The organism is Streptomyces sp. NPDC006450, from assembly GCF_040612195.1.
In the GTDB taxonomy this organism is placed as follows: domain Bacteria; phylum Actinomycetota; class Actinomycetes; order Streptomycetales; family Streptomycetaceae; genus Streptomyces.
The window spans coordinates 1-11,970 of sequence record NZ_JBEXPT010000161.1 but is presented as its reverse complement, the minus strand read 5'-3'; the positions used below and the strand labels follow the sequence as shown (position 1 = coordinate 11,970).

14 protein-coding genes are annotated in these 11,970 nt (G+C 72.6%); 2 read left to right on the top strand and 12 right to left on the bottom strand.

What is annotated here, in order from left to right; genetic code table 11:
* The 3 genes from ABZY57_RS29890 to hisI form a co-directional block, all read right to left on the bottom strand.
* Positions 1–298: Trp biosynthesis-associated membrane protein (locus tag ABZY57_RS29890; protein ID WP_356517204.1), on the bottom strand; the 298-nt coding region annotated here is incomplete at its 3' end.
* Between the two features lie 14 nt (positions 299–312).
* On the bottom strand, positions 313–1,803 hold the full coding sequence (locus tag ABZY57_RS29885; protein WP_356517202.1) for an anthranilate synthase component I: 1,491 nt from the start codon (positions 1,801–1,803) through the stop codon (positions 313–315).
* Positions 1,804–1,834: 31 nt separating this feature from the next.
* Positions 1,835–2,224, bottom strand: coding sequence for a phosphoribosyl-AMP cyclohydrolase (gene hisI, locus ABZY57_RS29880; protein WP_250743796.1), 390 nt, complete (start codon positions 2,222–2,224; stop codon positions 1,835–1,837).
* Between the two features lie 84 nt (positions 2,225–2,308).
* On the opposite strand from hisI, the gene ABZY57_RS29875 reads away from it, so the two are divergent.
* The gene (locus ABZY57_RS29875; protein ID WP_356517200.1) at positions 2,309–2,941 is read left to right on the top strand and encodes a TIGR03085 family metal-binding protein; all 633 of its coding nucleotides are present in this window, start codon (positions 2,309–2,311) and stop codon (positions 2,939–2,941) included.
* Positions 2,942–3,123: 182 nt separating this feature from the next.
* On the opposite strand, the gene ABZY57_RS29870 is transcribed toward ABZY57_RS29875, so the two are convergent.
* The 9 genes from ABZY57_RS29870 to hisD are packed head-to-tail and all read right to left on the bottom strand — an operon-like array spanning position 3,124 to position 10,142.
* Positions 3,124–4,353, bottom strand: a complete 1,230-nt coding sequence (locus ABZY57_RS29870; RefSeq protein WP_356517198.1) for an MFS transporter — start codon at positions 4,351–4,353, stop codon at positions 3,124–3,126.
* 28 nt (positions 4,354–4,381) lie between these two features.
* Entirely contained in the window at positions 4,382–5,137 is a 756-nt protein-coding gene (gene hisF / locus ABZY57_RS29865; protein ID WP_266909499.1) for an imidazole glycerol phosphate synthase subunit HisF, read from the bottom strand.
* The gene (locus ABZY57_RS29860; RefSeq protein WP_356517196.1) at positions 5,134–5,550 is read right to left on the bottom strand and encodes a RidA family protein; all 417 of its coding nucleotides are present in this window, start codon (positions 5,548–5,550) and stop codon (positions 5,134–5,136) included. Before ABZY57_RS29860 ends, hisF begins: the two co-directional genes overlap by 4 nt.
* Positions 5,547–6,281 (bottom strand): bifunctional 1-(5-phosphoribosyl)-5-((5-phosphoribosylamino)methylideneamino)imidazole-4-carboxamide isomerase/phosphoribosylanthranilate isomerase PriA, encoded by a 735-nt coding sequence (gene priA, locus ABZY57_RS29855; RefSeq protein ID WP_356517194.1) that lies wholly within the window; start codon positions 6,279–6,281, stop codon positions 5,547–5,549. Before priA ends, ABZY57_RS29860 begins: the two co-directional genes overlap by 4 nt.
* Positions 6,281–6,922, bottom strand: a complete 642-nt coding sequence (hisH, locus tag ABZY57_RS29850; protein ID WP_356517206.1) for an imidazole glycerol phosphate synthase subunit HisH — start codon at positions 6,920–6,922, stop codon at positions 6,281–6,283. The genes priA and hisH overlap by 1 nt, the downstream gene beginning before the upstream one ends.
* 5 nt (positions 6,923–6,927) lie before the next feature.
* The gene (locus ABZY57_RS29845) at positions 6,928–7,095 is read right to left on the bottom strand and encodes a hypothetical protein (RefSeq protein ID WP_266909496.1); all 168 of its coding nucleotides are present in this window, start codon (positions 7,093–7,095) and stop codon (positions 6,928–6,930) included.
* Position 7,096: 1 nt separating this feature from the next.
* On the bottom strand, positions 7,097–7,690 hold the full coding sequence (gene hisB / locus ABZY57_RS29840) for an imidazoleglycerol-phosphate dehydratase HisB (protein ID WP_215035049.1): 594 nt from the start codon (positions 7,688–7,690) through the stop codon (positions 7,097–7,099).
* Complete coding sequence (locus tag ABZY57_RS29835) at positions 7,687–8,823, bottom strand: histidinol-phosphate transaminase (protein WP_356517191.1); 1,137 nt, start codon at positions 8,821–8,823, stop codon at positions 7,687–7,689. The genes hisB and ABZY57_RS29835 overlap by 4 nt, the downstream gene beginning before the upstream one ends.
* Complete coding sequence (gene hisD / locus ABZY57_RS29830; RefSeq protein WP_356517189.1) at positions 8,820–10,142, bottom strand: histidinol dehydrogenase; 1,323 nt, start codon at positions 10,140–10,142, stop codon at positions 8,820–8,822. Before hisD ends, ABZY57_RS29835 begins: the two co-directional genes overlap by 4 nt.
* Positions 10,143–10,322: 180 nt before the next feature.
* Here hisD and ABZY57_RS29825 point away from each other — a divergent pair, with 180 nt between their 5' ends.
* A complete protein-coding gene (locus ABZY57_RS29825; RefSeq protein WP_356517187.1) occupies positions 10,323–11,927 on the top strand; it encodes an oxidoreductase in 1,605 nt (534 codons plus the stop codon).
* The last annotated feature ends 43 nt before the right edge of the window (positions 11,928–11,970 follow it).

The following is an 11,970-nucleotide window of genomic DNA, read 5'->3' as shown; positions in this document are numbered from 1 at the left end:
TGCCGCGGCCGGCGAAGACGGCGACCAGGGCGGCGAGCCCGACGATGGCCAGGGCGGCGGGCAGGCCGGTGACGGCCCGCCCGTCGGCGGTCACCGGCAGCGAGCCGCCGCCGATGGCGGCGACGCCCCGGGCCCAGACGCGGCCGGAGGCGAGCAGGACGACGGTGGCGCCGAGCGCGCCGAGCAGCAGCGCGACGGCCACGCTGCGGCGGCCGCCGCGGCCCGAGGGGGCCTCGGGATCGGCGGCGGCATCGGCGTGTTCGTTTCGGGGCGGGGGTACGGCACTCACGTACCCCACTATCCCCTACGGGCTCAGGCGCCGTGGAGGCGGTTCGCCGCTGCCACCGCGCGCAGCACCGCGGCGGCCTTGTTGCGGCACTCCGCGTCCTCCAGCTCGGGCACCGAGTCGGCGACGACCCCGGCGCCGGCCTGGACGTACGCCTTCCCGTCGCGTAGCAGCGCGGTGCGGATCGCGATGGCGGTGTCGGAGTCCCCGGCGAAGTCGAGGTAGCCGACGCAGCCTCCGTAGAGGCCGCGGCGGGTGGGCTCCAGCTCCTCGATGATCTGCATGGCGCGCGGCTTGGGCGCCCCGGACAGGGTGCCGGCCGGGAAGCAGGCGGTGAGGACGTCGAAGGCGGTCCGGCCCTCGGCCACGCGACCGGTGACGGTGGAGACGATGTGCATGACGTGCGAGTACCGCTCGATGCTCATGAAGTCGACGACCTCCACCGAACCCGGCTCGCAGACCCGGCCGAGGTCGTTGCGGCCGAGGTCGACGAGCATGAGGTGCTCGGCGCGCTCCTTGGGGTCGGCCAGCAGCTCGTCGGCGAGCTCGTTGTCCTGCTGCGGGGTGGCGCCCCGGTGCCGGGTACCGGCGATGGGGTGGACCATGGCCCGCCCGTCCTCGACCTTGACCAGCGCCTCGGGGCTGGACCCGACGACGTCGAAGCCGTTCTCGAAGCGGAAGAGGTACATGTACGGGGAGGGGTTCGTGGCCCGCAGGACCCGGTAGACGTCGAGCGCGGAGGCGCTGCACGGGGTCTCGAACCGCTGCGAGGGCACCACCTGGAAGGCCTCGCCGGCCCGGATCCGCTCCTTCACGTCCTCCACGGCGGCCTGGTACTTCTCGCCGCCCCAGAGAGCCGAGTACTCCGGGAGTTCGGAGGCGGGCAGCGGCATCGGCGCGTACGGGGCGGGCCGCGCGAGGTCGGCCTCCATGGCGTCGAGGCGCGTGACGGCGTCCGCGTACGCCTCGTCGACGCCCGCGGCGAGGTCGTTGTGGTTGATGGCGTTGGCGATGAGCTGGACGGTGCCGTCCCAGTGGTCCAGGACCGCCAGGTCGGAGGTGAGCAGCATCGTCAGCTCGGGCAGCTGCAGGTCGTCCTCGGTGTGCTCGCCGATGCGCTCCAGCCGGCGCACGATGTCGTAGCCGAGGTAGCCGACCATGCCGCCGGTGAAGGGCGGCATGCCGGAGGCCAGGTCCCGGGGGGTGTGCAGGGCCTCCACGGTCTGCCGCAGGGCCTCCAGCGGGTCTCCGGAGGTCGGGACGCCGACGGGCGGGGTGCCGATCCAGTGGGCCTGGCCGTCCCGGACGGTGAGGGTTGAGGCGCTGCGGACGCCGACGAAGGAGTAGCGCGACCAGGAGCGGCCGTTCTCGGCGGACTCCAGGAGGAACGTCCCGGGGCGTTCGGCGGCCAGCTTGCGGTAGAGCCCGACGGGCGTGTCACCGTCCGCCAGCAGCTTGCGGCTGACGGGGATGACGCGGCGGTCGGCCGCGAGCTTGCGGAACGTCTCAAGATCCATGGCGTGGGACCTTACCTATGATCGGCTTCGGCTATTCGGCTTCGGCGGTGGGGCCGGAGGGACCGGCCAGGGGCAGGACGTCGGCATCGAAACACGTCCGGGCACCGGTGTGGCAGGCCGCCCCGACCTGGTCCACCTTGACGAGCACGGTGTCGGCGTCGCAGTCGAGCGCGACGGACTTCACGTGCTGGAAGTGGCCGGAAGTGTCTCCCTTCACCCAGTACTCCTGACGGCTGCGCGACCAGTACGTACAGCGGCCGGTGGTCAGGGTGCGGTGCAGGGCCTCGTCGTCCATCCAGCCGAGCATGAGCACCTCACCGGTGTCGTACTGCTGGGCGATGGCCGGGACCAGACCGTCCGCGGAGCGCTTGAGGCGGGCGGCGATGGCGGGATCGAGGGAGGACGTACTCATGGGAGCCATTGTGCCGGGCCGGGGGGACGATCAAGGATCCCTGTCCGCCTGATGAGCAGGCACGGGGCGGGTTCCGGCCGTAGGCTGGCTCGCATGTCTACCCATGCGAAGCGTGAACGACTGCTGCTGGCAGACCTGTTGGAGTCGGCCGGCCCGGAGGCGCCGACGCTGTGCGACGGCTGGCGGACGCGGGAACTGGCCGCGCACGTGGTGGTTCGGGAGCGTCGCCCGGACGCGGCGGGCGGGCTGCTGCTGAACGTCCTCAAGGCCCGCCTGGACAAGGCGATGGAGGAGTACGCGGCCAAGCCGTACGAGGAGCTCATCCAGTTGATCCGGACCGGCCCGCCGAAGATGTCCCTCTACGCGCTGAAGCCGATCGACGAGCTGGCGAACGCGGTGGAGTTCTACGTCCACGCCGAGGACGTCCGCCGCGCCCAGCCGGACTGGTCCCCGCGCACCCTGGACCCGGTCTTCTCCGACTCCCTCTGGTCCCGCCTGGAGAAGCTGGCCCGCCTGACGGGCCGCCGCTCCCCGGTGGGCCTGGTCCTGCGCCGCCCGAACGGCCAGACGGCGGTGGCCCACAAGGGCGCGCCGGTGGTGACGGTGACGGGGGAGCCGGGAGAGCTGACCCTCTTCTGCTTCGGCCGCCAGGACGCTGCCGCGGTGGAACTGGACGGCCCGAAGGAAGCCGTCGCGAAGCTCACGAGGGCAGAGCTGGGCATCTAGTTCCGCCCTTCTTCACGCGCCGCTCGCACCGCTGCGCGGGCTTCGCCCCGCTGCGCCGGACCCCGTCCGGCGGTGGCCCGTCCGCGTGCCCGCCACCGCCGTCCCGGCGTGAGCCCGGTGGGCGGGTGCGGCCGGGTCGGCCCTGCGGGGCGAGGGTTGCTGCGGGGACAGCCCCGCAGGGCTCAGGCCAGGGCGAGCTCCGCGCGGCGGACCGCGGGGGCCGAGGTGCCCACGATCGCGCCCGCCATGCTCACCGCCGCTCCCGCCAGGAAGACCGGGGTCACGCCCCAGAGGTCGGCGGCGAAGCCGAAGACGGGGTAGGCCAGCGGGGCCAGGCCGACCGCCGTGAAGGCCATCACGGAGCTGACCCGCCCCAGGTACGAGGGATCCGTGGCCGTCTGGATGAGGGCGACGGCCAGGCCGCCGCAGATCCCGCAGACCAGTCCCGTGAGCACGGCCAGCCCCACCGCCACCGGCAGGCTCGGCGCCAGCACGAGGCCGCCGATGCCGGCGGAGCCGATGATCAGGGTGAGGTTCTGGATCGCCCCGGCCCGCGGGAACCTCGGGATCAGGGTCAGCACCAGCGCGCTCGACGCCGCACCCAGTCCCATTCCGCCGATGATCCAGCCGACTCCGCCCGGCCCCCAGCCGCGCTCCTCGGAGACGAGGATCAGCCCCAGCGTCATCGGCGCGGACGTGCCCAGCTGGCTCAGTGCCCCCGAGAGCACCAGGGGGCCGATCAGCCCGTGCCGCCGGATGTAGCCGAGCCCCGAGCGGAGCTGTCTCCAAGGGCTCTCGGAAGCGGAAGCCGGCACCTGGCCGGGAGCCGGAGCCGGCAGCGGAGCGATCCGTACGGCCACCAGCAGCACCAGCGACACCCCGAACAGTGCCGAGGCCACCGCGAAGGCCGAAGCCGGCCCGCCCAGCCCCATCGCCAGCCCCGCCACCGGCGGCCCGGCGGTGTGCCCGACGCGTTCCGCGAGGCTGCGCAGCCCCTGGACCCGTACCAGGTGCCCGGGTCCGGCGATCCGGGGCGGCAGCGCCCCGACGGCCGGCATGAACAGCGCGTCCACGATGCCGAAGACCAGCGCGACGAGCACCAGGACCCACAGGCCCGGGGAGCCGAGGGCGAGGACGAGCGCCAGTGCCAGGACGACACCGCACCGCACCGCGTCGGAGGAGATGACCACGAGCCGGGGCCCGAAGCGGTCCGCGACCACCCCGCCGCCCAGCATCAGCAGGGCCCTCGGTATCGCGCCGACCGCCATGACCAGGCCGACCTCGGCCGGGCCGGCGCTCTGGGCGGCCGCCCAGCCGAGGGCGAGGAAGTAGACCCCGTCCCCGACCAGCGAAGCCCCGTAGGCGGCCAGCCAGCGCAGGACATTGGCGTCCCGCCAGACGTTCCCGTTCACAGCGAGCCCCCCACGGGCAGAGCGGTACTCAGCGGACCGGGTGGCCCGCTTCCCTCAGCGCGTCCTTGACCTGGCCGATGCGCAGGTCTCCGAAGTGGAACACCGAGGCCGCGAGCACCGCGTCGGCGCCCGCCGCGATCGCCGGCGGGAAGTGCGCCAGCTTGCCCGCGCCGCCCGAGGCGATCACCGGGACCGTGACGTGCTTGCGCACGGCCGCGATCATCTCGGTGTCGTAGCCGTCCTTGGTACCGTCCGCGTCCATCGAGTTCAACAGGATTTCCCCGGCGCCCAGCTCGGCCGCCCGGTGCGCCCACTCGACGGCGTCGATGCCGGCGCTCTGCCGGCCGCCGTGGGTGGTCACCTCGAAGGAACCGGAGGCGGTGCGGCGGGCGTCGACCGACAGCACCAGCACCTGCCGGCCGAACCGCTCGGCGATCTCCTGGATGAGCTCGGGCCGGGCGATGGCGGCGGTGTTCACGCCGACCTTGTCGGCGCCGGCCCGCAGCAGCTTGTCCACGTCGTCGGCGGTGCGGACGCCGCCGCCCACGGTCAGCGGGATAAAGACCTGCTCGGCGGTGCGGCGCACCACGTCGTAGGTGGTCTCCCGGTTCCCGGAGGAGGCGGTGATGTCGAGGAAGGTCAGCTCGTCGGCGCCTTCGGCGTCGTAGAGCTTGGCCATCTCGACCGGGTCGCCGGCGTCGCGCAGGTTCTGGAAGTTGACGCCCTTGACCACGCGGCCGTTGTCCACGTCCAGGCAGGGGATCACCCGTACGGCGAGGGTCATGCGGAGCCTCCCTGGACGGGGCCGAAGGCCTCGACCTCCACCTCGACGACCATGCTCGGGTCCACGAACCCGTTGACGATGATCAGCGTCGAGGCGGGGCGGATCTTGTCGAAGAGCTCGCTGTGGGCGCGGCCGACCTCGTCCACGTCACGGGCGTGCGTGAGGTAGAGCCGGGTGCGGACCACGTGCTCGGGGCCGAGCCCGGCCTGCTCCAGCGCGTTGAAGGCCACGCTGAAGGCCTTCTTCGTCTGGTCGTACGGGCCGCCCGCGTCGGCGCCGGTGCAGCCGGAGACCAGGACGAGCCCGTTGGGGAGCTGGACGGCGCGGGAGTAGCCGAGCACGTCCTCGTAGGCGCCGCCGGAGGAGATGCGCCGGACGGCGGACGCCGTGTCGGAAATCTGCTCGGAACTCATGCGGAGACCACCTTCAGGGCTTCTTCGAGCGTGAACGCCTTGGCGTACAGGGCCTTGCCTACGATGGCGCCCTCGACGCCGGAGGCGACGAGCCCGGCGAGTGCGCGCAGGTCGTCGAGGGAGGAGATGCCGCCGGAGGCGACGACGGGCCGGTCGGTGGCGGCGCAGACGTTCCTCAGCAGCTCCAGGTTGGGGCCGGTGAGGGTGCCGTCCTTGCCGATGTCGGTGACGACGTACCGGGCGCAGCCCTCGGAGTCCAGGCGCGCGAGGGTCTCGTAGAGGTCCCCGCCCTCGCTGGTCCAGCCGCGGCCCTTGAGGGTGGTGCCGCGTACGTCGAGGCCCACGGCGATCTTGTCGCCGTGCTCGGCGATGGCCTTGGCGGCCCACTCGGGGGTCTCCAGGGCGGCGGTGCCGAGGTTGACCCGGGTGCAGCCGGTGGCGAGGGCCGCGGCGAGCGAGGCGTCGTCGCGGATGCCGCCGGACAGCTCGACCTTGATGTCCATGGCGCCGGTGATCTCGGCGACGAGCGCGCGGTTGTCACCGGTGCCGAAGGCGGCGTCCAGGTCGACCAGGTGCAGCCATTCGGCGCCGGCGGCCTGCCAGGCGAGGGCGGCCTGGAGCGGGGAGCCGTAGGAGGTCTCGCTGCCGGACACGCCGTGCACGAGGCGGACGGCCTGGCCGTCGCGGACGTCGACGGCGGGGAGCAGTTCGAGCTTCTTCGACGTCGTCATCACAGGGTCTCGATCCAGTTGGTGAGGAGCTGGGCGCCGGCGTCCCCGGACTTCTCGGGGTGGAACTGGGTGGCCCACAGGGCCCCGTTCTCCACCGCCGCGACGAACCGCTCGCCGTGCGTGGCCCAGGTGACCTTGGGGGCCTTGATCAGCGGGTTGGTGACTTCCAGCGACCAGTCGTGGGCCGCGTAGGAGTGCACGAAGTAGAAGCGGGCGTCCTCGTCCAGGCCGGCGAAGGCCTGGCTGTCGGCCGGCGCGTCCACGGTGTTCCAGCCCATGTGGGGGACGATCGGGGCCTGGAGCGGGCCGACCGTGCCGGGCCACTCGTCGAGTCCCTCGGTCTCCACGCCGTGCTCGATGCCGCGCTCGAAGAGGATCTGCATGCCGACGCAGATGCCCATGACCGGGCGCCCGCCGGAGAGCCGGCGGCCGATGATCCAGTCGCCGCGCGCCTCCTTGAGGCCCTGCATGCAGGCGGAGAAGGCTCCGACGCCGGGGACGAGCAGTCCGTCGGCGTCCATGGCCTTGTCGTAGTCGCGGGTGATCTCCACGTCCGCGCCGGCGCGCGCGAGGGCGCGCTCGGCGGAGCGGACGTTGCCGAAGCCGTAGTCGAAGACCACGACCTTCTTGGTGGGGGTCAAGGTGCTCACTCCCAAATTCCCTGGATCCGCAGCACTCCGGCGACCAGGCACATCACGGAGCCGATGGCGAGCAGGGCGATGACCGAGGCGGGCATCTCCTGCTTCTTGAAGGAGTAGACGCCGCCGGCCAGGAACAGGCCGAGGACGATCAGGATCGTGTTGAGCCCGTTCACGCTAGAGGGCGCCCTTCGTGGAGGGCAGGATCCCGGCGGCGCGCGGGTCGAACTCGGCGGCGTAGCGCAGGGCCCGGGCCAGCGCCTTGAACTGGCACTCCACGATGTGGTGGGCGTTGCGGCCGTACGGCACGTGGATGTGCAGGGCGATCTGGGCCTGCGCGACGAAGGACTCGAAGATGTGCCGGGTCATCGTCGTGTCGTACGAGCCGATCATCGGCGCCATGTTCTCGGGCTCGGTGTGCACGAGGTACGGGCGGCCCGACAGGTCGACGGTCACCTGGGCGAGGGACTCGTCGAGCGGCACGGTGCAGTTGCCGAAGCGGTAGATGCCGACCTTGTCGCCGAGGGCCTGCTTGAAGGCGGCGCCGAGCGCGAGCGCGCTGTCCTCGATGGTGTGGTGGCTGTCGATGTGCAGGTCGCCCTCGGTCTTGACCGTGAGGTCGAAGAGGCCGTGGCGGCCGAGCTGGTCGAGCATGTGGTCGTAGAAGCCCACGCCCGTCGAGACGTCGACCTTGCCCGTGCCGTCGAGGTTTATCTCGACGAGGACCGAGGTCTCCTTCGTGGTCCGTTCGACCCGTCCGATGCGGCTCATGCGTGCTGCTCCTTCTTCAGTGCGCGAACCGCTTCCAGGAACGCGTCGTTCTCGGCCGGGGTGCCCGCGGTGACCCGCAGCCATCCCGGTACGCCGTTGTCCCGGACCAGGACGCCCTGGTCGAGGATCTTCTGCCAGGCGGTGTGGGAGTTCTCGAACCGGCCGAACTGTACGAAGTTCGAGTCGGAGTCGGTGACCTCGAAGCCGATCCCCCGCAGCTCGGTGACCAGGCGGTCGCGCTCGGCCTTGAGCTGCTCGACGTAGCCGAGCAGGGTGTCGGTGAATTCCAGGGCGGCCAGCGCAGTCGCCTGGGTGACGGCCGACAGGTGGTACGGCAGGCGTACGAGCTGGACGGCGTCGACCACGGCCGGGTGCGCGGCCAGGTAGCCCAGGCGCAGGCCCGCGGCGCCGAAGGCCTTGGACATGGTCCGGGAGACCACCAGGTTCGGGCGGCCCTCGATCAGGGGCAGCAGCGAGTCCCGGTGGCTGAACTCCACGTAGGCCTCGTCGACGATGACCAGGCTGGGCCGGGCCGCCTGCGCTGCCTCGTAGAGGGCCAGGACCGTCTCCGCGCCGACCGCGGTGCCCGTGGGGTTGTTGGGCGAGGTGATGAAGACGATGTGGGGCGCGTGTTCCGCGATGGCGCGCTCGGCGGCCTCCACGTCGACGGTGAAGTCCTCGCTGCGCGGACCGGAGATCCACTCCGTGCCGGTGCCGCGCGCGATGAGCGCGTGCATCGAGTAGGAGGGCTCGAAGCCGATCGCGGTGCGGCCGGGCCCGCCGAAGGTCTGCAGCAGCTGCTGGAGGACCTCGTTGGAGCCGTTGGCGGCCCATACGTTCTCCCGCGCGACCGGGTGCTTGCCGGTACGGGTCAGGTAGGCGGCCAGCTCGGTGCGCAGCTCGACGGCGTCCCGGTCGGGGTACCGGTTGAGGGTGCGGGCGGCCTCGGCGACCCGCTCGGCGATGCGCGCGACGAGTTCCTCGGGCAGCCCGTACGGGTTCTCGTTGGTGTTGAGCTGGACGGGCACGTCCAGCTGGGGGGCGCCGTACGGGGTCTTGCCGCGCAGTTCGTCCCGGATGGGGAGGTCGTCGATGCCGATGACGGCCGCGGTGCTGTCGGTGGTGCCGGTCATGCCTGGGGAACCTTCCACCCGAAACGTGCCTTGAGAGCCGCGCCGTGCGCGGGCAGGTCCTCGGCCTCGGCGAGCGTCACCACGTGGTGGGTGACCTCGGCGAGGGCGTCGCGCGTGTAGTCGACGATGTGGATGCCGCGCAGGAAGGACTGCACGGACAGGCCCGAGGAGTGGCAGGCGCAGCCGCCGGTGGGCAGCACGTGGTTGGAGCCGGCGCAGTAGTCGCCCAGCGAGACCGGGGACCACGGGCCGACGAAGATCGCGCCGGCGTTGCGCACGCGGGCGGCCCAGGCGGCCGCGTCGGCGGTCTGGATCTCCAGGTGCTCGGCGCCGTACGCGTCGACGACCTTGAGGCCGTCCTCCAGGCTGTCGACCAGCACGATCGCGGACTGGCGGCCGGCCAGCGCGGGCTTGATCCGGTCCTCGACGTGCTTGGTGGCCGCGACCTGTGGTTCCAGCTCCTTCTCGACGGCGGCCGCGAGCTCCGCGGAGTCCGTGACGAGGACGGCGGCGGCCAACGGGTCGTGCTCGGCCTGGCTGATCAGGTCGGCGGCGACGTGCACCGGGTCGGCCGTGGAGTCCGCGAGGACCGCGATCTCGGTCGGGCCGGCCTCGGTGTCGATGCCGATCCTGCCGGTGAAGTAGCGCTTGGCGGCGGCGACCCAGATGTTGCCGGGGCCGGTCACCATGTTGGCGGGGGCGCACTCCTCGGTGCCGTACGCGAACATCGCGACGGCCTGGGCGCCGCCGGCCGCGTACACCTCGTCGATGCCCAGCAGCGCGCACGCGGCGAGGATCGTGGGGTGCGGCAGTCCGTCGAAGTCCACCTGCGGCGGGGACGCGAGCGCGATGGACTGGACGCCCGCCTCCTGGGCCGGGACGACGTTCATGACGACGGAGGACGGGTACACCGAGCGGCCGCCCGGGGCGTACAGCCCCACGCGCTCCACCGGAACCCACTTCTCGGTCACCGTGCCGCCGGGGACCACCTGGGTGACGTGCTCGGAGCGGCGCTGGTTGCGGTGCACGATCCGGGCGCGCCGGATCGACTCCTCCAGGGCGGCACGGACGGCCGGGTCGAGCTGGTCCAGAGCGGTCTTGAGCGCCTCTGCGGGCACCCTGATCTGCTTGAGCTCGACCCCGTCGAACTTCTGCGCGTACTCGATCAGCGCCGCCGTCCCACGATGGTGGACGTCCTCGCAGATGGGCCGCACCTTCTCCAGGGCGGCTTCCACGTCGAACTCGGCACGGGGCAGCAGATCGCGCAGGGCGCCACCCTCGGGGAGGGTGTCGCCGCGCAGGTCGATACGAGAGATCACCTGCCAATTCTCTCAGACCGCCTCGCGCCACCGTTCGTCCGTATCACTGGCTGATACGCGCCACGGACGTTTCCCGATGTCACAGCGGCCCCCTAGCGTGCAGTACGCGCGGCTCGTCCGCGCGTACGAGCGGAGAGGCCGCGCGGTGTCCTGCGCGCGGACGAGCGGAGGGGGGCCGCCATGGCCGAAGCACGCCCGGACGGGGAACCGGCCGATCTCACGGGCCCCGAACGGCTCATGTGGGAGGCGTACCGGACCGGCAGCGTCTGCGATCTCAGTGCCCGCAGCGCCGAACGGGACGATCCGCACGCCGACCGGGTGTGGGGCCCCGGGCGCAGCGTCCGCGCGGCGGTGGTGGCGCTGCTGCTGCTCCACGGGCCGGGCCCGGTGCCGGGCCGGGTGGCCTCGCTCAAGCTGCGGGGGGTGCGGATCACCGGCCGCCTCGACCTCTCCGGGGGCACGGTCGCCCCGTACGTAGAGCTCCAGTCCTGCCGCTTCGACGGGGAGGTGCAGCTCTCGGAGACCCGCTTCGGCACGCTGCGCCTGGTCAACTGCGCGATACCCCGGCTGGACGCGGCCCGCCTGCACACCGAGGGCGATCTGCACCTGCCGCGCTGCCGGGTGGCGCGCGGGGTCCGGCTGACCGACGCGCAGATCGGCACCGACCTGCTGATCAGCGAGGCGGTACTGCAGCGCGACGGCAAGGGGCGGGCCCTGGCCGCCGACGGGATGTCGGTCGCGCAGGACTTCCAGGGCGAGCTGCTGCGGACCTACGGGGAGCTGAGCCTGCGCGGCGCCAAGATCGGCGTGTCGATGAGCCTGCGCGGGGCCCGCCTGATCAATCCGGCCGGGAGGCGGGCGCTGAACGCCCCGCAGCTCACCGTCGAGCGCACCCTCTACCTGACCTCCATCGCCGTGGACTACGTCTCGGGCGACTCCGGTTCCTCCACTCCCCCCTACGGGGTGGGCCACACCCCGCTGCGGGGCGAGCCCGCGCAGCACTTCGAGTGCCGGGGCGGCCTGCGGCTGGACGACGGCCGCTTCGGGGACGCGGTGGACTTCTACGGGGCCCGGTTCACCCTCACGGAGGACCAGGAGGTCTCGCTGCGCCGCATCCACACCCCGGAGCTGCGGTTCGTCGGCGAGCGGCCGGAGCGGGGCCGGGTGGTGCTGTCGGGCTCGCAGGTGGTCAAGCTCGTGGACACCGCCACGAGCTGGCCGGGCCGCCCGGGCCGGCTGTCCATCGAGGGCTTCGCCTACGAGAACCTCGCGCCCCGGGGCCTCTTCCCGCCGGCCCGCCGACTGGAGTGGGTCGAGGCGGCCACCCCCGAGTACTCCCCGGAACCCTACGAGCGGCTCGCCGCGGTCCTGCGGGCCTCCGGGGAGGACGCGGACGCCCGCGCGGTGCTGCTCGCCAAGCAGCGCCGCCGGCGCACGACGCTGCCGCCGGCGCTGCGCGCGTGGGGGTACCTCCAGGACTGGACGGTGGTCTACGGCTACCGGCCGGGGCGGGCGGCGCTGTGGATGGCCGTGCTGTGGGCGGCCGGGGCCCTGCTGTTCGAGGTGCACGGGGAGCCGCCGCCGCTGAAGGCGGAGGAGCACCCGGACTGGAACCCGGTGCTGTTCGCCCTGGACCTGCTGCTCCCGGTGATCGACCTCGGCCAGCAGGACCAGTGGATTCTGCGGGGCGGCTGGCAGTGGGGCACGGCGGCCCTGGTCATCCTGGGCTGGATCCTCGCCACGACGGTCGCGGCGGGCGCCTCCCGCGTGCTGAGGCGGGGGTGACGCCAGGGGGTGTCCCGGGGACGAGGGCCGGGTCCGGCCCTCG